The sequence below is a fragment of the Micromonospora sp. R311 genome, assembly GCF_056780015.1.
On sequence record NZ_JBSWCE010000018.1, the window covers coordinates 1 to 19,080 of the forward strand.

The 19,080-nt window shown below is 75.7% G+C and carries 14 protein-coding genes; 3 read left to right on the forward strand and 11 right to left on the reverse strand.

The annotated features are described in order from the left end of the window. Nucleotides 1-76 precede the first annotated feature (76 nt). From AC1WTP_RS16800 to gltB, 3 genes are all read right to left on the reverse strand, one after another. A complete protein-coding gene (locus AC1WTP_RS16800; protein ID WP_481650198.1) occupies nt 77-1,615 on the reverse strand; it encodes an MFS transporter in 1,539 nt (512 codons plus the stop codon). A gap of 385 nt (nt 1,616-2,000) precedes the next feature. Next, the gene (locus tag AC1WTP_RS16805; RefSeq protein ID WP_481650199.1) at nt 2,001-3,509 is read right to left on the reverse strand and encodes a glutamate synthase subunit beta; all 1,509 of its coding nucleotides are present in this window, start codon (nt 3,507-3,509) and stop codon (nt 2,001-2,003) included. Continuing rightward, on the reverse strand, nt 3,502-8,226 hold the full coding sequence (gene gltB / locus AC1WTP_RS16810; RefSeq protein WP_481650200.1) for a glutamate synthase large subunit: 4,725 nt from the start codon (nt 8,224-8,226) through the stop codon (nt 3,502-3,504). Before gltB ends, AC1WTP_RS16805 begins: the two co-directional genes overlap by 8 nt. Before the next feature lie 149 nt (nt 8,227-8,375). Here gltB and AC1WTP_RS16815 point away from each other — a divergent pair, with 149 nt between their 5' ends. Then, a complete protein-coding gene (locus AC1WTP_RS16815) occupies nt 8,376-9,221 on the forward strand; it encodes a GNAT family N-acetyltransferase (protein WP_481650201.1) in 846 nt (281 codons plus the stop codon). A 7-nt stretch (nt 9,222-9,228) separates the two neighbouring features. Here AC1WTP_RS16815 and AC1WTP_RS16820 read toward each other — a convergent pair whose 3' ends face one another. Together AC1WTP_RS16820 and lgt are read right to left on the reverse strand one after the other, a co-directional pair. Then, nucleotides 9,229-10,416, reverse strand: coding sequence for an FAD-dependent oxidoreductase (locus AC1WTP_RS16820; protein ID WP_481650202.1), 1,188 nt, complete (start codon nt 10,414-10,416; stop codon nt 9,229-9,231). A gap of 10 nt (nt 10,417-10,426) precedes the next feature. Continuing rightward, on the reverse strand, nt 10,427-11,644 hold the full coding sequence (lgt, locus tag AC1WTP_RS16825; RefSeq protein ID WP_481650203.1) for a prolipoprotein diacylglyceryl transferase: 1,218 nt from the start codon (nt 11,642-11,644) through the stop codon (nt 10,427-10,429). 102 nt (nt 11,645-11,746) lie between these two features. On the opposite strand from lgt, the gene AC1WTP_RS16830 reads away from it, so the two are divergent. After that, the gene (locus tag AC1WTP_RS16830) at nt 11,747-12,370 is read left to right on the forward strand and encodes an NUDIX hydrolase (RefSeq protein ID WP_481650204.1); all 624 of its coding nucleotides are present in this window, start codon (nt 11,747-11,749) and stop codon (nt 12,368-12,370) included. Between the two features lie 273 nt (nt 12,371-12,643). Here the strand turns inward: AC1WTP_RS16830 and trpA are convergent, their stop codons facing one another. The 3 genes from trpA to trpC all read right to left on the reverse strand — a co-directional run bounded on the left by trpA (nt 12,644) and on the right by trpC (nt 15,617). Further along, nucleotides 12,644-13,447: a tryptophan synthase subunit alpha gene (trpA, locus tag AC1WTP_RS16835; RefSeq protein WP_481650205.1), complete on the reverse strand. Its 804-nt coding sequence runs from the start codon at nt 13,445-13,447 to the stop codon at nt 12,644-12,646. A gap of 91 nt (nt 13,448-13,538) precedes the next feature. Continuing rightward, nucleotides 13,539-14,774 (reverse strand): tryptophan synthase subunit beta, encoded by a 1,236-nt coding sequence (gene trpB, locus AC1WTP_RS16840; RefSeq protein ID WP_481650206.1) that lies wholly within the window; start codon nt 14,772-14,774, stop codon nt 13,539-13,541. Nucleotides 14,775-14,813: 39 nt separating this feature from the next. Continuing rightward, nucleotides 14,814-15,617: an indole-3-glycerol phosphate synthase TrpC gene (gene trpC, locus AC1WTP_RS16845; RefSeq protein WP_481650318.1), complete on the reverse strand. Its 804-nt coding sequence runs from the start codon at nt 15,615-15,617 to the stop codon at nt 14,814-14,816. Nucleotides 15,618-16,091: 474 nt separating this feature from the next. Here trpC and AC1WTP_RS16850 point away from each other — a divergent pair, with 474 nt between their 5' ends. Beyond that, complete coding sequence (locus tag AC1WTP_RS16850; protein WP_481650207.1) at nt 16,092-16,349, forward strand: hypothetical protein; 258 nt, start codon at nt 16,092-16,094, stop codon at nt 16,347-16,349. Here AC1WTP_RS16850 and AC1WTP_RS16855 read toward each other — a convergent pair. Genes AC1WTP_RS16855 through hisI form a run of 3 tightly spaced genes read right to left on the reverse strand, consistent with a single transcriptional unit; the run spans nt 16,342 to nt 18,958 of the window. Beyond that, entirely contained in the window at nt 16,342-16,977 is a 636-nt protein-coding gene (locus AC1WTP_RS16855; protein ID WP_481650208.1) for a Trp biosynthesis-associated membrane protein, read from the reverse strand. The genes AC1WTP_RS16850 and AC1WTP_RS16855 overlap by 8 nt on opposite strands. Next, a complete protein-coding gene (locus tag AC1WTP_RS16860; protein ID WP_481650209.1) occupies nt 16,974-18,527 on the reverse strand; it encodes an anthranilate synthase component I in 1,554 nt (517 codons plus the stop codon). The genes AC1WTP_RS16855 and AC1WTP_RS16860 overlap by 4 nt, the downstream gene beginning before the upstream one ends. Further along, entirely contained in the window at nt 18,524-18,958 is a 435-nt protein-coding gene (gene hisI / locus AC1WTP_RS16865) for a phosphoribosyl-AMP cyclohydrolase (protein WP_481650319.1), read from the reverse strand. The genes AC1WTP_RS16860 and hisI overlap by 4 nt, the downstream gene beginning before the upstream one ends. Nucleotides 18,959-19,080: the final 122 nt, after the last annotated feature.

Here is a 19,080-nt window from a genome sequence, read left to right on the forward strand (position 1 = left end):
CGCCGGTATCACCGCCGCTAACTTCATGATCAACGCGCCCGGGCGGGGCGGGAGGGGGAGGGCGTGGGGGTGGGGGTTAGGCGACGGGGTCGGTGAGGAGCGGGGTGGGGGTGGAGCGGGCGCAGTGGACGGGTGGGCCGGCGGGACGGGGCGGGCCGGCGAGTCCGGAGCGGCGGCGGGCCCGGCGCGGTGCGCCGGCCGCGTACTCGTCGGCCGGCGGACGGAGTCGCGCGACCCTCGGCCGGGCCGGCGCCGTCCGGGCGGTGGGCACGCCACCGACCGGCCGGACGCTCGGCGCCGGCACCGGCCGGACCACGGTCGAGGCCGGCCGGACAACGCGGGCGGCCGTCAGGGCGACCCGGCGCACGCCGGGCGCGGCCAGCGCCCGGGCGACCCGGCGGCGCAGCCGGCGGTCCCGCAGCCCGTCCAGGGCCACCCCGGCCACCATGGTGGCGATCGCCGTGGCGGCGCCGGCCAGCACCAGGGTCTGCCGGGGCCCGGCGTGCTCGGAGAGCCAGCCGAGCAACGGGGCGCCGACCGCGGCGGAGACCGAGCCGGTGACCGCCAGCGCGGCCAGCACCCGCCCGCGCATCGCGTAGTCGGTGTCGAGCTGGGCCCGGGTCCCGACGGTGGTGTCGATGACCACCGCGGCGGCGGCGACCGGCAGGATCACCGCGGCGAAACCCAGGGTGGTCGGGGCCAGTCCGGCGGCGACCTGCAAGCCGCTGGCCAGCAGTCCCGCGCCGACCAGGACGCCGTAGCCCAGGTGCCGCCGGCGGGCCGCGACGAGCGCCCCGAGCACCGTGCCCACCGCGAAGACGGTGGAGAGCAGGCCGTAGCCGGCCGCGCCCCCGCCCAGCGGTCCGTCGCTCATCGCCGCCATGGTGACCTGGTAGTTGCGCCCGAGGCTGCCGAGCACGAACGACAGGGCCAGCGCGACCAGCACCACCGGCTGGCGCAGCAGGTAACGGAAGCCGGCCCGGATGCCGCCGTCGACCGGCTCCGCGTCGGCCGCCGGCTCGCCGGCGTGCAGTTCCCGCTCGCGTACGGCGAACAGGGCCACCAGCACCGCGACGAAGCTGGCCGAGTTGACGGCGAAGAGCACGGCGGGGCCGACCGCGGCGACCACGACGGCGCCGGCGCTCATGCCGAGGATGCGACCGGCGGAGTGGGTGAGCGAGCCGAGCGCCAGCGCGTTGCCGAGGCTTTCCCGGTCCACCAGGGTCGACGTCCAGCGGCCCATCATCGGCCCCTCGATCGCCGAGACCACGCCGGTGGCCAGGGAGATCGCGTAGATCGCCGGGAGGCCGCCCGCGCCGGTGGCGGCGACCACCGCCAGCCCGGCCGCCAGCGCCGCGTGCGCCGCCTGGGCGGCGACCAGCAGCGGCTTGGCCGACAGCCGGTCGGCCAGCGCCCCGCCCCAGGCGCTGAGCAGCAGCGTGGGCAGGGCCTGGAGGAGCACGGCGAGGCCCATCGAGGTCGCCGACCGGGTCTCGGCGAGCACGTACCAGTTGACCCCGAGGACCTGCATCCAGGTGCCGACCACCGAGACGAAACCCGCAGCGGCCCAGATCCGGTAGTTGCGGTGGCGCAGCGCTGCGAACGTGGCACCCACGGCCACGACCTCCCGTACGACGGCGACATGACGACGCCGACCCGCGAGGCGGATCGGCGGTCGCCAAGTCTGGCGACCGGCACAGCGATCCGCCCCTGTTCGTGAGGGGGTTCACCGGTCGCCGCCGCAGCCCGCCACAAACTTGGAGGAACCGGGCAACCATCCGGCCATCGGCACCTCCCCCGACCGGCTGGCCGGTCGGGACGGACGGCGGATCAGGCGGACGGTACCGGCGCGTCGCGGTGGCCGCCTCGCCGCCCGGACGGACGACGAAGACCATGACCCGGCCCACCGGGTTGCCGGCGAGCCACGACCGGTGCGGATCTTGGTAGGAAGTGACCCCTCCAGGGGCCGTTTCCCACCACAATCCGGAAGTCGCGACCGGTCAGCGGGCGGCGAGGGGTTCGGCAGCGGGATCCACCGGAGCGGGCAGGGCGCCGGGGCCGCCGAGGTAGGTGTGGATCGCGGCGGCCGCGGCGCGACCCTCGGCGATCGCCCAGACGATGAGCGAGGCGCCCCGGTGCATGTCGCCGGCCACGAAGACCCCGTCGACCCCGGTCTGCCAGTCCGGCCGGGCGTCGACCGCGCCGCGGGCGTTGCGGCTCACCCCGAGCTGCCCGAGCAGCGGCTGCTCCTCGGTGCCCTCGAAGCCGATCGCCAGCAGCACCAGGTCCGCCGGGAGCTCCCGCTCGGTGCCCGGCACCGGGGTGACGATCCGCCGGCCGTCCCGCTTCTGGACGGTCACCTCGGCGATCCGGACCGCCCGCACCGCGCCGGTGCCGTCGTCGACGAACTCCTGCACCGCCACCGCGAAGACCCGCTCGCCGCCCTCCTCGTGCGCCGGGTAGCTGCGCAGGATCCACGGCCAGGTGGGCCACGGGTCGCGCGCCTCGTCCCGGGCGTGCGGGGGCTGCGGGTACAGGTCCAGCTGGTGTACGCCGGCGGCGCCCTGCCGGTGCGCCACGCCGAGGCAGTCGGCCGCGGTGTCGCCACCGCCGATGATCACCACGTGCCTGCCGGCCGCGTCGATCGGCGTGCCGTCGGGCAGGACGGCGAGCGCGGGCCGCCCCTCGCCGGCCGCGGCGACCACCCGGTTGGCCGCGACCAGGTGCGCCATCGCCTGGTGCACGCCGCGCAGCTGCCGCCCCGGCGTCGCCGGGGTGTCCCGGCCCTGCAGCGCGCCGCAGGCGAGCAGCACCGCGTCGTGCTCGGCGCGCAGCTGCTCGGCGGTCACGTCCACGCCCACCTGCACGCCGGTGCGGAACCGCACCCCCTCCGCGGCGAGCTGGGCCAGCCGCCGGTCGATGTGCTCCTTCTCCAGCTTGAAGTCGGGGATGCCGTACCGGAGCAGGCCGCCGAGCGCGTCGTCGCGCTCGTACACCGTCACCGCGTGGCCGGCGCGGGCGAGCTGCTGCGCGGCGGCCAGGCCGGCGGGCCCGGAACCGACCACGGCGACCGAACGCCCGGACGGTGCCGGCACCGGGCGCGGCGCCAGCCGGCCGCGCTCGACGGCCGCGTTGGCGATCTCCACCTCGACCTGCTTGATGGTGACCGGCTCACCGCCGCCGATGCCGAGCACGCAGGCGGCCTCGCAGGGCGCCGGGCAGAGCCGGCCGGTGAACTCCGGGAAGTTGTTGGTGGCGTGCAGCGACTCCACCGCGGCGTCCCAGTTGCCGGTGCGGACCAGGTCGTTCCAGTCCGGGATCCGGTTGCCCAACGGGCAGCCGTCGTGGCAGAACGGGATGCCGCAGTCCATGCAGCGGGTGGCCTGCTCGCGGATCAGCTCCTCCCCGGCGGCTGGGTAGACCTCCCGCCAGTCGCTGATCCGCACCGGCACCGGCCGGCGGGCCGGCATCCGCCGCGGGTAGCGCAGGAAACCGTTCGGGTCAGGCACGAGCCACCTCCTGGGCGACCGCCCGCTGGGCGGGCGGCACCGGCGCGGTCAGGGCAGTCATGACCGCGTCGTCGACGTCACGGCCGGCGGCTTCGGCGGCCCGCATGATCTCCAGCACCCGGCGGTAGTCCCGGGGCACCACCGCGGTGAACTCCGCCACCGCCGCCGGCCAGTTCTTGAGCAGCTCCTCGGCGACCGCCGAGTCGGTCTCGGCGAAGTGCCGCTGCACCAGCTCGTGCAGCACGGCCTGCTCCTCCTCGGACAGCGGCGCCAGGTCGACCAGCTCGGCGTTGACCCGGCGCCGGTCGAGCCGGTGGACGAAGGCGGTCCCGCCGGACATGCCGGCGGCGAAGTTGCGGCCGGTCGGCCCGAGCACCACCACGGTCCCGCCGGTCATGTACTCGCAGCCGTGGTCGCCGACGCCCTCGACGACGGCCACCGCCCCGGAGTTGCGCACCGCGAACCGCTCCCCCACCCGGCCGCGCAGGAAGAGCTCGCCGGCGGTGGCCCCGTACAGGATGGTGTTGCCCGCGATGATCTGGTCCTCCGCCCGCGCCCCCGGCGCGGCGTCGCCGTCGAGGAACGGCGCGGCGGCGTCCGGCCGGACGACGAGCCGCCCGCCGGAGAGGCCCTTGCCGACGTAGTCGTTGGCGTCGCCGTGCAGCCGCAGGGTCACCCCGCGGGGCAGGAACGCGCCGAACGACTGCCCGGCGGTGCCGCGCAGGGTGAACTCGATCGTGTCGGCGGGCAGGCCGGCGCCGCCGTAGCGTCGGGTCACCTCGCCGCCGAGCATGGCGCCGACGCTGCGATGCTCGTTGCGCACCGCCACCTCGACCCGCACCGGCATGACCGGTGCGGACTCCCGCGCCTCGGCGCCGGCCGCCTGCGCCCGGGGCCCCGCACCCCGCAGCGCCGGCTCGGCCAGGGCGATCAGCTCGTTGTCCAGGGCCCGGTCCAGGCCGTGGTCCTGGGCGCGGGTGCGCCGGCGGGCGGCGTCGGCCGGCAGTTCCGGCAGGTGCAGGACGGGGGTCAGGTCGAGCCCGCCGGCCTTCCAGTGCGCGATCGCCGGGGTGACGTCGAGCAGCTCGGCGTGCCCGATCGCCTCCTCGATCGACCGGAAGCCCAGCTCGGCCAGGTAGCCGCGGACCTCCTCGGCGAGGAAGAGGAAGAAGTTCTCCACGAACTCCGGCCTGCCGGTGAAGCGTTCCCGCAGCACCGGGTTCTGGGTGGCGATGCCGACCGGACAGGTGTCCAGGTGGCAGACCCGCATCATCACGCAGCCCTCGACGATCAGCGGGGCGGTGGCGAAGCCGAACTCCTCGGCGCCGAGCAGCGCCGCGACCAGCACGTCCCGGCCGGTCTTGAGCTGGCCGTCGACCTGCACGGTGACCCGGTCGCGCAGCTTGTTCAGCAGCAGCGTCTGCTGCGCCTCGGCCAACCCCAGCTCCCACGGGGTGCCGGCGTGCTTGAGCGAGTTCAGCGGGGACGCGCCGGTGCCGCCGTCGTGCCCGGAGATCAGGATGACGTCGGCCTTGAGCTTGGCCACGCCCGCCGCCACGGTACCCACGCCGACCTCGCTGACCAGCTTCACGTGCACCCGGGCGGCCGGGTTGACGCACTTCAGGTCGTGCACCAGCTGGGCGAGGTCCTCGATGGAGTAGATGTCGTGGTGCGGCGGCGGGGAGATCAGCCCGACGCCCGGGGTGGCGTGCCGGGTACGGGCGATCCACGGCCAGACCTTGTTGCCGGGCAGCTGACCGCCCTCGCCGGGCTTGGCGCCCTGGGCCATCTTGATCTGCAGGTCGTCGGCGTTGACCAGGTATTCGCTGGTCACCCCGAACCGGCCACTGGCGATCTGCTTCACCGCCGAGCGGCGGGCCGGGTCGTGCAGCCGCTCGACGTCCTCGCCGCCCTCGCCGGTGTTGGACTTGCCGCCGAGCCGGTTCATCGCGACGGCCAGCGTCTCGTGCGCCTCCGCCGAGATCGAGCCGTACGACATGGCGCCGGTGGCGAACCGCTTGACGATCTCGGTGGCCGGCTCGACCTCCTCGATCGGCACCGCCGGCCGCGCCCCGGTCCGCAGGGTGAACAGCCCGCGCAGCGAGCCCGCCTGCGCGGCCAGCTCGTCGACCTTCGCGGTGTACTTCCGGAAGATGTCGTACTGCCGGCTGCGGGTGGCGTGCTGGAGCAGGAAAACCGTCTCCGGGTTGAACAGGTGCAGCTCGCCCTCGCGGCGCCACTGGTACTCGCCGCCCACCTCCAGCCGGTCGGTGGCCGCCGCGCCCGGCGCCGGCCAGGCCCGCGCGTGCCGGGCGGCGACCTCGGCGTGGATGCCGTCCAGCCCGATCCCGCCGATCTTGCTCGGGGTACCCCGGAAGTAGCGCTCCACCAGCCGGGCGTCCAGCCCGACGGCCTCGAACACCTGGGCGCCGCAGTACGACGACACGGTCGAGATGCCCATCTTGGACATGATCTTCAGGACGCCCTTGCCGAGCGCCTTGACGTAGTTGCGGACCGCGGTGGCCGGCTCGACCCCGGCCAGCGCGCCGGTGGCGATCATGTCCTCCACCGACTCGAAGGCCAGGTACGGGTTGACCGCCGCCGCGCCGTAGCCGATCAGCACCGCGGCGTGGTGCACCTCGCGGCAGTCGCCGGACTCGACGATCAGCGCCACCTGGGTGCGGGTCTGCTCGCGGACCAGGTGCTGGTGCACCGCGGCGGTGAGCAGCAGCGACGGGATCGGCGCCAGGTCGGCGTTGGAGTCCCGGTCGGAGAGCACCAGGATGCGCACGCCGTCCTCGATCGCCTCGGAGACGTGCCGGCAGATCTCGGTCAGCCGGGCCTTGATGCCGGCGCCGCCCTCACGGACCCGGTACAGCCCGGAGACCCGGACCGCCTTGAAGCCGGGCAGGTCGCCGTCCTCGTCGATGGAGAGGATCTTGGCCAGCTCGTCGTTGTCGACCACCGGGTAGGGCAGAACGATCTGCCGGCAGCTGGCCGGACCGGGGTCGAGCAGGTTGCCCTCCGGGCCGATGGTCGAGGCCAGGCTGGTCACCAGCTCCTCCCGGATGGCGTCCAGCGGCGGGTTGGTGACCTGGGCGAAGAGCTGGTGGAAGTAGTCGTAGAGCAGCCGCGGCCGGGTGGACAGCGGCGAGATCGGGGTGTCCGTGCCCATCGAGCCGATCGGCTCCGCGCCGGCCCGGGCCATCGGCGCGAGCAGGATCTTCAGCTCCTCCTCGGTGTAGCCGAAGGTCTGCTGGCGCCGGCGGACCGAGTCGTGGGTGTAGACGATGTGCTCGCGGGCGGGCAGCTCGGTCAGCTCGATCAGCCCGGCGTGCAGCCAGTCGCCGTACGGCCGCTCGGCGGCCAGCTCGGCCTTGATCTCCTCGTCGTGCACGATCCGGCCGGCGGCGGTGTCGACCAGGAACATCCGCCCCGGCTGGAGCCGCCCCTTGGCGACCACCCGGGCCGGGTCGAGGTCGAGCACGCCCGCCTCGCTGCCGAGCACCACCAGGCCGTCGTCGGTACGCCACCAGCGCCCCGGGCGCAGCCCGTTGCGGTCGAGGACCGCGCCGACGATCTCGCCGTCGGTGAAGGCGACCGAGGCCGGCCCGTCCCACGGCTCCATCAGGCTGGCGTGGAATCGGTAGAAGTCCCGCTTGTCCGGCCGCATCTCCGGGTCGTTCTCCCACGCCTCCGGGATCATCATCAGCACCGCGTGCGGCAGGCTCCGCCCGGCCAGGTGCAGCAGCTCCAGCACCTCGTCGAAGTTGGCCGAGTCGGAGGCGGCCGGGGTGCAGACCGGGAAGATCCGCCGGATGTTGCCGGGCAGGTTCGGGGTGCGCAGCAGCGCCTCCCGGGCCTGCATCCAGTTCCGGTTGCCGCGGATGGTGTTGATCTCGCCGTTGTGCGCGATGAAGCGGTACGGGTGCGCCAGCGGCCAGGACGGGAAGGTGTTGGTGGAGAACCGGGAGTGCACCAGCGCGATCGCGCTGACCACCCGCTCGTCGGTCAGCTCCGGGTAGAACGCGGGCAGCTGGTCGGGGGTGAGCATGCCCTTGAAGACCAGGGTCCGCGCGGACAGCGACGGGAAGTACGCCGGCACGCCCCGCTCGGCGGACTCCCGCTCGGCCTGCTTGCGGACGCAGAATGCCACCCGGTCCAGCTCGATGCCGCGCAGCGGCGTACCGGCCGGGCCGGCCGGCGAGTCGGTGAGCCGGTGCGCGGCGAGGAAGAGCTGCCGGATCCGGGGCATCGCGGCGAGCGCGGTCTCGCCCAGGCCGGCCGGGTCGACCGGCACGTCCCGCCAGCCGAGCAGCTCGGCCCCCTCGACCAGGGCGTACTTCTCCACCACCCGGCGGGCGCGCGCCTCGGCGGCGTCGTCGTCGGGGAGGAAGACCAGACCGGTGGCGTACTCGCCGGCCGGTGGCAGCGGGAAGTCCACCACGGCGCGCAGGAACGCGTCCGGCACCTGGATCATGATCCCGGCGCCGTCGCCGGTGTTCGGTTCCGCGCCGCGGGCACCCCGGTGGTCCAGCCGGCAGAGCGCGGCGAGGCCGTTGGCGACCACCGCGTGGGAGCGCCGCCCGTGCAGGTCCGCCACGAAGGCCACCCCGCAGGCGTCGTGCTCCTGAGCGGGGTCGTAGAGCCCCGTCGCGGGGACACCCGGGCCGTACGGCGCGGCCGGCTGGGGGCTGTGAGGGTACGGAAAGGCCACCGGGCCTCCTGTCGTCGCTCAGCGTTGGATCACGGGGTCGGGACGACGTCGGCCCTTGTGGGTTTATTGAGTCTACGTTAGGGCGGGGTGCGCAAGGCCAGTGCGGATTGATCACACCTTCCAGACTCTGGGACGTGTAGTCTCGCGCGGTGGATCCGCAGCACAAGGACCTGTTCGACCGGTTGGAACGCTTCTACGACGCGGTGCCCCGGGACGTGGCCCGGGCCGAGGAGTACGGCGGCCTGGTGCTCTTCGTCCGGGACGGGACCGGCTGGCCGTTCTACGCCCGGCCCCGGCGCGACGCCGGCGAGGCCCCCTCGCTGGCCGACGTCGCCCGGGTCCGCGAGCGGCAACGTGAGCTGGGGCTGCCGGAAGCCTTCGAGTGGGTGCACGAGACCACCCCGGACCTGCTCGCGGTGGCCCGCTCGGCGGGGCTGAGTGTGCTGGAGGCGCCGCTGATGGTGCTCGACCCGGCCGCGCTGCCCGACCCGGCGGCGCTGGCCACCGTGCCGGTGCGGCTGCTCGACCCGGACGCGCCGGACTTCGCCGCCGACGTGGCCGTCCGCCGGGCCGTCGCCGCGGTCGGCTTCTCCGCGCCGGGCACCGGGCGGGGCGACGCCGGCCCGGCCGAGCGGGACGCCGCGGTGGCCGAGGTGGACCTGGCCGCGCTGGCCGAGGAGCGGACCCGGATCGCCGACGGCGGGCGGCTCTCGGTGCTGGCCGGCACGCCGGTAGAGGGCGCCCTGGCCAGCGGGATGGCGATGCGGGTCGACGACGTCGCCGAGATCGCCGGGGTGGCCACCCTGCCGGCCGCGCGCCGCCGGGGCCTGGGCGCCGCGGTGACCGCCACCCTGGCCCGCGAGCTGCTGGCCGCCGGCACCGACCTGGTCTTCCTCTCCGCCGGCAGCGAGGAGATCGCCCGGGTCTACCTGCGGGTCGGCTTCCGCCGGATCGGCACCGCCTGCATCGCCGAACCCGCCCCCGTGCTGCCCTGACCGCAGGTCAGTTCGGCGGCCGCCAGGCGGCCGCGGCGGTGGCGGCGGTGGAGAGCAGCCGGGGGCTGATCGTGCCGAGGGCGGCGTCGCGGGCCCGCAGGGCGAGCCGGCCGCGGGCGCGCAGCACCGCCGACATCCGGCGGGCCTGCCGGACCATCGACGCCGCGCGTGGGCGGCGCACCCGGTCGTACGCGGCCACCGCGTCGGGCAGCCGCGACTCGCGCAGCAGGGTGGCGAGGGTGGCGGCGTCCTCGAAGGCGAGGCAGGCGCCCTGCCCGAGGTGCGGCGGCATGGCGTGCGCGGCGTCACCGAGCAGCACCACCCCGCCCGGGCCGGCCGGGAAGGCGTACGCCCGGGGCAGCGGCCGCAGCTCGCGGATCTCCTGCTGCACCAGGTCGGCCGGGTCGGTGGCGTCGAGCAGGTCGGTGACCGGCGACGGCCAGCCGGCGTACCAGCGGCGCAGCAGGGCGAGCTGGGTCTCCGGCGGCTCGGGCCGGGGCGCCCCGGCGGCGGTGGCCACCCAGTAGATGCCGCCCCGGCTGGACCCGCCCGACGAGCCGCGCTCGCCGAGCGAGGCGGAGACGAACCGGTATCCGGCGCCGAGGGTCTCGCCGCCCACCGGCACCTCGGCGGGCAGCCGCGGCGCCCGGTACCAGGGGATCACCGCCCGCCAGGCGGCGCAGCCGGAGCTGACCACGGTGGCCTCGGGCGCCAGTTGGCGGCGCAGCTCGCTGTCGGTGCCGTCGGCGGCGACCACCAGGTCGGCCTCGAGCGTGTGCCGGCCGTCGCCGACCGCCGGGCGCGCGCCGGCCGAGGCGCGCACCGTCCGCACGGTCACCCCGGTGCGCAACTCGACCCCGTCGCCCAGCCCGGCGATCAGCGCGTCGTGCAGGTCCTCCCGGTGCACCACCACCGGCATCCGGTCGGCCGGGGTGGGCCGGGGCTGCACCAGCCAGTGCCCGTCCGGGCGGCGTATCCCGGCGTCGGGCAGCGGCGTGGCGATCGCCTCCAGGCCGGCGCCGAGGCCGAGGGCACGCAGCGCGCGCACCCCGTTGGGCCACAGCACGACGGCCGTCGGTTCCGGGCGGATCCGGTCCGCCCGTTCCAGGAGGGTGACCCGCCAGCCGGAGCGGGCCAGCGCCCCGGCGACCGCGAGGCCGCCGATCCCGGCGCCGACCACCACCGCGCTCCGCATGGTTCCCCGCTCAGCTGTCGCCGTCGGCGGGGCGGGAACCGGCCGCGCCGGCCCGCTCGTCCCGCGCCGTCGCGTCCGCGGTCTCCGCGTCGTCGGGGCGGTCGGTCGACCCGGTCGCGTCCCGGTCGCCCGGCGCGGCGTCCCGGTCCGCCGGCTCGTCGTCCCCGTCGGCCTGGCCGGCCGACTCGCCGTCCCGGTCGGCGGCGGGGTCGGCGGGCGCCTCGCCGGTCTCCTGCCAGGTGCGGAACTGCTCCTCGCTGACCACCCGGTAGCCCTCCGGCGCGGCCGGCTGCGCGCCGGCCTCGGTGGCGGAGAGGTCGACCTGGGAGACGTCGGACGCGGGCGGGGCCGGCGCCGCCGCCACGCCGACCGGGACGAGGTACTCCCGGGGGCCGCGGACGCGCACGAAGTAGACCAGGGCGCCGAGGAACACCAGGGCCGCGGTCCAGACGTTGAGCCGGACGCCGAGGATGGTGTTGGCCTCGTCGGTGCGCATCAGTTCGATCCAGAACCGGCCGGCGGTGTAGCCCATCACGTAGAGCGCGAACGCGCGGCCCCGGCCGAGGCGCAGCTTGCGGTCGACCACGAGGACCAGCACCGCGACGCCGATGTTCCAGAGCGCCTCGTAGGCGAAGGTCGGGTGGTAGAGGCCCGGCTCGAGAATGGGCCGGCCGGTGTCGTCGCGCAGCGCGTGCCCCGGACTGTCCGGGTCCATCCGGTGGATCTCCAGACCCCAGGGCAGGGTCGTCTGCCCGCCGTAGAGCTCGTTGTTGAACCAGTTGCCGAGCCGGCCCACCGCCTGCGCCAGCGGCAGGCCGGGCGCGAGCGCATCGGCCACCACGGCGAACGGGATGCCCAGCTGGCGGGCGGCGATCCAGGCGCCGACGGCGCCGCCGGCCACCGCGCCCCAGATGCCGAGGCCGCCCTCATGGATGAAGAAGACCTTGATCCAGTTGCCGCCGGTGCCGAAATACTTCTCCGGCGAGGTGATCACGTGGTAGATCCGGGCGCCGATGATGCCGGCCGGCACGGCCCAGACCGCGATGTCGAGCACCGCGCCCGGGGCGACCCCGCGCCGGCGCAGCCGGTGCTCGGTGACCACGCAGGCCACCACGATGCCGAGGATGATGCACAGCGCGTACGCCCGGAGCGGGACCGGGCCGAGCTGCCAGACGGCGGTGCTGGGACTGGGCAGGGCCGCCTGGGGGGACAGCGAGGCGAGAGTCACGGATGCACACGCTACCGCTGTCGACCCCTCCGGCGGCACCCCGGTCCGTGCCGGGTGGCGGCTCGGTGACTTCTGGTTTGCGCCGACGTAGGCTCTTTGTCCATGAGCGCGCTCACCTGGGCGGTGGCCGCGGTCGTCACCGACGACGCCGGCCGGGTGCTGCTCTGCCGGCAGGGCCGGGGCGAGCGCCGGTACGCGCTGCCCGGCGGGCGGCCGCACCGGGCGGAGAGCCCGGTGCACGCGGCGGTGCGCGACATCCGCGCGGAGACCGGCTGGGAGATCGAGGTGGTCGACCTGGTCGGGCTCTACCACCTCGGTGCGCCGACGCCCGGCCCGGCGCCGCCGCCCGGCCGGGCCGGGCCGCTGCCCGAGGTCCTGGTGCACGTCTTCCGGGCCCGGGCGCGCGGCCGGCGGCCGGCGGGCGAGCCGGTGGGCGGTTGCCGGCTCTCCTGGCACGACCCGGCCGACCTGCCCGAGGCGCTCACCCCCACCACCCGCGCGGCGCTCGCCGACGCGCTGGCCGGCCGCTCCGGCGTGCTGCACGACTGCGCCCCGCCGGCCGACCGCAGCGTCGCGGGGACGGACGAGCGGGGTGTCGCCGGCCCACCGCCGAGCCGCGCCCCGGGGCAGCGGCCGCACCCGCCGAGAGACGGACTGCTTCCGGACGTGTCGAACCGGGGCGACCACGACCCGTGGCCCTCTTCCGGCCCGCCGGACCGTCGCTGACCGCACCCGGCCCGGCCGTCACCGCGCCGGCCCGCCGGTTACGACTGGCTCAGGCCCACCGTCACCAGGCCGACGGGTTACTTCGCACTGCGGTGATACCTCTGAGTCATCAATATGACTCAGAGGTATCACGCTCGTTCGAGCGCACCCGCCCCGGTCGCCGCAGCGCGACGACAGCCGCCGGGTTCGCCCGCGCACCCGCGACTGCCGAACCCGGGACGAGCGGGCGGACCGGTTGAGCGCGCGCGGGGGGTCAGTGTGCGGACTGCGGAGTCAGCGGGCCGGGTTGCGGACGCCCGCGGCGAGTTCGGCGCTGAGCGTACGGAGCGCGGCCAGGCCGGCGTCGAGGTCCGGCGCGTCGAGCAGGCAACGGACCAGCGCGCTGCCCACGATCACGCCGTCGGCGTACCCGGCCACCGTGCCGGCCTGCGCGCCGGTGCCGACGCCGAGGCCGACTCCGACCGGCAGGTCGGTGACCTCCCGCACCCGGGAGACCAGCACCGGCGCCGCCTGCGAGGTCTGCGTCCGGGCCCCGGTGACCCCCATGACGGCGGTGGCGTAGACGAAGCCGCGGCAGTGCCGGACGGTCATCGCCAGCCGGGCGTCGGTGGAGGACGGGGCGACCAGGAAGGTGCGGTCCAGCCCGCACGCGTCCGAGGCGGCCAGCCACTCGTCGGCCTCGTCCGGGATCAGGTCGGGGGTGATCAGCCCGGTGCCGCCGGCCGCGGCGAAGTCCCGGGCGAAGGCGTCCACGCCGTACCGCTCGATCGGATTCCAGTAGGTCATGGTGACCACCGGGGCGCCGGTGGCCGCGACCGCCTCGACGATGCGCAGCGTGTCGGCGGTCCGTACGCCGCCGGCCAGCGCGATGTCGCTGGCCTTCTGGATCACCGGGCCGTCCATCACCGGGTCCGAGTAGGGGATCTCCACCTCGATCACGTCGACCCCGGCCTCGACCATCGCGGTCATGGCCGCGATGCTGCCCTCGACGGTCGGGAACCCGGCCGGCATGCAACCGACCAGCAGGCCCCGCCCGTCGGCGCGCGCCTTGTCGAAGGCCACCCCGATCCTGCTCATGCCGGCCCTCCGCTTCGCTCCGTGCCGCCATCCGGCACCAACGCGCTGCGCCTGATGATTCGCCCGCTCGTGCCGGCAGCGCCCATCGCGCTCACTCCTTGTCGAGGATGCCGAAGTAGTCACCGGCGGTGTGCACGTCCTTGTCGCCCCGGCCGGAGAGGTTGACCACGATGGTGGGCTCGCGACCCAGGTCGGCGGCGAGCTTCGGGGCGATCTTCAGGGTGCCGGCCAGGGCGTGCGCGCTCTCGATCGCCGGGATGATCCCCTCGGTGCGGCAGAGCAGCTCGAACGCGGCCATCGCCTCGGCGTCGGTGACCGGCGCGTAGCTGGCCCGGCCGCTGTCGTGCAGCCAGGCGTGCTCGGGCCCGACGCCCGGGTAGTCCAGCCCGGCGGAGATCGAGTGCGACTCGCAGGTCTGCCCGTCGGCGTCCTGGAGCACGTAGGTGCGGGTGCCGTGCAGCACGCCGGTGGAGCCGCCGGTGATGCTGGCCGCGTGCCGGCCGGTCTCCACCCCGTCGCCGCCGGCCTCGAAGCCGTAGAGCCGCACCTGGGGGTCGCCGACGAAGGCGTGGAAGATGCCCAGCGCGTTGGAGCCGCCGCCGACGCAGGCGGTGACCGCGTCCGGCAGCGCGCCGGTCAGGTCGAGGCACTGCTGGCGGGCCTCGTCGCCGATGCCCCGGACGAAGTCGCGGACCAGCGCCGGGAACGGGTGCGGCCCGGCCGCCGTGCCGATCAGGTAGTGGGTGTTGTCGACGTTGGCCACCCAGTCGCGCATCGCCTCGTTCATCGCGTCCTTGAGGGTGCGCGAGCCGGTGGTCACCGGTACGACCGTGGCGCCCAGCATCCGCATCCGGGCCACGTTCAGCGCCTGCCGCTCGGTGTCGACCTGGCCCATGTAGACCACGCACTCGAGGTCGAACAGCGCGGCGGCGGTGGCGGTGGCCACCCCGTGCTGGCCGGCGCCGGTCTCGGCGATCACCCGGGTCTTGCCCATCCGCCGGGTCAGCAGCGCCTGGCCGAGCACGTTGCGCACCTTGTGCGCGCCGGTGTGGTTGAGGTCCTCGCGCTTGAGCAGCACCCGCGCGCCGGCCTTGGCGGAGAACCGCCGGGCCTCGTAGAGCAGCGACGGGGTGCCGGCGTAGTCGCGCAGCAGCGCGGCGAACTCGGCCCGGAACGACTCGTCGGCCATCGCCGTGCGGTGCGCGGCGTCCAGCTCGTCCAGCGCCGCGACCAGCGCCTCCGGCACGAACCGCCCGCCGAAGCGGCCGAAGTGGCCGGCCGGGTCGGGAAACGGACCGGTCGGTGCGGCCAACGCGTCGGCGCTCATGCCGGCACTCCTCTCGCTGCGGGCGTCAGCCGGCGCGCCTCAGCGCACCGGACGGGGCGTGGCCGGGTGGTTGCCGGCGTTGACCAGCTCGGCCACCGCCTCCCGAGGGCTCTTCTGGGTGACCAGGCCCTCGCCGACCAGGACCGCGTCGGCACCGGCCGAGGCGTACCGGATGAGGTCGTGCGGGCCGCGCACGCCGGACTCGGCGATCTTCACGACCCTGCTGGGCAGGCCGGGCGCGATCCGCTCGAACACCGAGCGGTCGACCTCCAGGGTACGCAGGTCGCGGGCGTTGACCCCGATCACCTGCGCACCGGCCTCCAGCGCCCGGTCGGCCTCCTCCTCGTCGTGCACCTCGACCAGCGCGGTCATGCCGAGCGACTCGATCCGCTCCAGCAGGCCGACCAGCACGTTCTGCTCGAGGGCCGCGACGATCAGCAGCACCAGGTCGGCGCCGTGCGCCCGGGCCTCGTGCACCTGGTAGCTGGAGACGACGAAGTCCTTGCGCAGCACCGGGACGTTGACCGCGGCGCGCACCGCGGCGAGGTCGTCCAGCGAGCCGCCGAACCAGCGCCCCTCGGTGAGCACGCTGATCGCCCGGGCGCCGCCGGCGGCGTACTCGCCGGCCAGATCGGCCGGGTCGGCGATCTCGGCCAGCTTGCCCTTCGACGGCGAGGAGCGCTTGACCTCGGCGATCACCGCGACACCGGGCCGGCGCAGCGCCGCGTAGGCGTCCATCGGCGGCGGCGCGGCGGCGGCCAGTTCGCGGATCCGCTCCAGCGGCACCTGCTCCTGCCGCCGGGCGACGTCCTCGCGCACGCCGGCCAGGATCTCGTCGAGCACGCTTACGGACGCCGCCGGACCGGCCTCGTCCCCCTCCGCGTGCGCATGCTCAGCAGTCACCAACGGACTCCCCTCTCCGGGTGTCATGGGCCGATGCTAGGGGGCGCCACCTGACCGTGCGAGGTGGGGGTATGGCGCGGCTCACGGAACGGCCTGCGGCATAATGGCCGACTTCGGTGAAGGGGATGTCACGTAGCGCCACCGCCGGCATCGACAACCACTCATGGGCCATTGGACCACGCGGCGGCGCCGGAGCACACCCGCCGCGACCCGCGCCCGGGCGCGCCCGCCACCACCCCGCCGGCCGCTGTGACGAAGCTCAAGGACGAACGGCCCTGTGCAGGTGGCGGCCCCGGACGCAGAGTTGACGTGTCGGTCACCACGGCGAAACGTGAACCGGCGAGCATCTTCCTCGGGCAGACTCGACGATGCGCCTGCCCCACCGTTCGCCGACGATCCTCGTGCGGAGAGATCATGAGTACTGCCGGGCCCCACCAGACCATCGGACTGACCACCATCTCCCGTACCGTCGCCTCGCTCGCCGTCGGGGTGGTGCACACCCTGGAGCGGGCCGTGGTCGGCGAGGCGCGGATGCGGACCGCCCGGGGCAACGCCTGGGAGGCGGTCTGCGCCGACCGGGCCCGCGCCGACCAGCGCGCCGAACTGAACCGCCTGGTGGCGGAGCTGGCGGCCGCCCGGGCCGCCGCCCGCGACCGCCAGCCGGTCAGCTGACCGTCGGGTCCTCACCCCGGTCCAGCGCGTCCCACGCCTCGGTGGTGCGCCGCCCGGTGACCGGTCCGGCGGGGCCGGGCGGCGTGGGGGCGGCCGCGCCCCGGGCCCGCCGTTCGTAGCGGGCGCCCATCGCCGGCCACCGCTGGCCGCGCAGCGCGGTGAGCAGGCCGCCGGTCGCCGCGAGCACCCCGCCGAGCAGGCACAGCGCCGGCCAGTGCCGGCTCACCTCGCCGGCGAAGTCGGCGACCAGCCCGTAGCCGCCGCCGGCCGCCACGGCGAGCCCCAGCAGGCAGAGCAGCCCGCCGAGCAGCCGCCGCAGCCGGCCCCGGGTGGCCAGCACCGCGCCGCCGCCGGCCAGCCCGACCAGGGCCAGCGCCGGTAGCCACGGCAGCAGCCCGGCGCCGGTGTGCGCGTCCCGCACCGGGGGCAGCGGCGCCGGCCGGGCGGCCAGCTCGACCGACCAGGTGCGGGTCGCCGCCCAGAGCGCCAGGCCCGCGCCGGCCAGGCAGAGCAGCACCGCGTACGTCAGCTCGCGCCGGCCCGCGGCGGGCCGGGCGGCCGGCCCGGCACCCTCGCCCACCGCAACCGCCGGTCGCTCGGGATCCCGGGGCTCCGTCGCGCCGCTCACCGGGCGGGCCGGAGGGTCTCGGCGGCGGCGATGGCGGCCAGCACGGCGGCGGCCTTGTTCCGGGTCTCCTGGTCCTCCGCCGCCGGATCGGAGTCGGCCACCACCCCCGCGCCCGCCTGCACGTAGGCGCGACCGGCGCGGATCAGTGCGGTCCGGATGGCGATCGCCATGTCGAGGTCCCCGCCGAAGCCGAAGTAGCCGACGGTGCCGCCGTAGAGGCCCCGCCGGACGGGCTCCAGCTCCTCGATGATCTCCATGGCCCGCACCTTCGGCGCGCCGGAGAGGGTGCCGGCCGGGAAGGTCGCGGCCAGCGCGTCGAACGCGGTGCGGTCGGCGCGCAGCGTGCCGACCACGGTCGAGACGATGTGCATGACGTGGCTGTACCGCTCGATGGTGGCGAACTCGGGCACCTCGACGGTGCCCGGGCGGCACACCCGGCCCAGGTCGTTGCGGCCCAGGTCGACCAGCATCACGTGCTCGGCCCGCTCCTTGGGGTCGGCGAGCAGCTCGGCGGCGAGCCGGGCGTCGGCGGCCGGGGTGCCGCCGCGCGGCCGGGTGCCGGCGATCGGGTGCAGCAGCGCCCGTCGCTGGCCGTCGGCGTCGACGGTCACCTTCAGGTGCGCCTCGGGCGACGAGCCGACGATGTCGAAGTCGTCGAAGCGCAGCAGGTACATGTAGGGGCTGGGATTGGTGGTGCGCAGCACCCGGTAGACGTCGAGCGGGTCGGCGTGGGTCTGCCGCTCGAACCGCTGCGCCAGCACGATCTGGAAGCACTCGCCGGCCCGGATCGCCTCCTTGGCCGCCTCCACCGCCTTCGGGTAGCCGCCCTCGGGCGTGCGGCTGTGCACCTCGCCGGCCGGCGGGCGCTCCACGGAGGAGATCATCGGCGGGATCGGCCGGGACAGCGCGGTGGTCATCGCGTCGAGCCGACCCACCGCGTGGTGGTACGCGGCGGCGACCAGCGCGTCGCGGTCCGGCTCGTCCGGCGGGGGAAGGACCGCGTTGGCGACCAGGATCGCGGAGCCCTCGTAGTGGTCCAGCACCACCAGGTCGGTGGCGAGCATCATGCCCAGCTCGGGCAGGTGCAGGTCGTCCTCGGTCAGCTCGGGCAGCCGCTCGAACCGCCGGACCAGGTCGTAGCCGAGGTAGCCGACCATGCCTCCGGTCAGCGGCGGCATCCCGGCGGCCGGCTCCGCGGCCGGGCCGGCGAGCGCCTCGACGGTGGCGCGCAGCACCTGGACCGGGTCGCCGGTGGTGGGCAGCCCGGCCGGCGGCTGCCCCAGCCAGGCCGCCCGGCCGTCCCGCTCGACCAGGGTGGCGCTGCTGCGCACGCCGATGAACGAGTAGCGGGACCAGGCCAGCCCGGCCGACCCGACGCCCTGCTCGGCGGACTCGAGCAGGAAGGTGCCCGGGCCGCCGGCCAGCTTGCGGTAGACCCCGACCGGGGTCTCCGCGTCGGCGAGCAGCCGGCGGGTGACCGGGACGACCCGCCGGTCGGCGGCGAGCGCGGTGAAGGTCGCCGCGTCCGGGCTCACCCTGCCGTCGGTCATGACCGGTCCTCCGCCCCGGTGACCGGCAGCTCGGTGAAGAAGCAGCTGCGGTGCCCGGTGTGGCAGGCGGCGCCGACCTGGTCGACGCTGACCAGCAGCGCGTCCCCGTCGCAGTCCAGGGCCACCGAGCGGACGTACTGGTGGTGCCCGGAGGTGGCGCCCTTGACCCAGTACTCGCGCCGGCTGCGCGACCAGTAGGTGGCCCGACCGGTGGTCAGGGTGCGGTGCAGCGCCTCGTCGTCCATCCAGGCGACCATCAGCACCTCGCCGGTGTCGTGCGCGCGGACCACGGCGGCGACCAGGCCGTCCGGGGTACGGCGCAGCCGGGCCGCGATGGCCGGGTCGAGCTGGGACGGGCGGGCCGGACCGCCGTCCGCCGGCCCGGTCGGGCTTGGTGGGGCGCCGGTCACCGGCGCGTCAGGTACGGGCACAGTGACCCATTCTCCCGCACGCGGCGCGGGCACCGGCGACGACTCCCGTCGGGGGCGCGGCCGCCGGGCGGCGGGTCGGGTCAGCTGGGCGACGTAGCGGTCCAGCCGGCCGTCGACCAGCG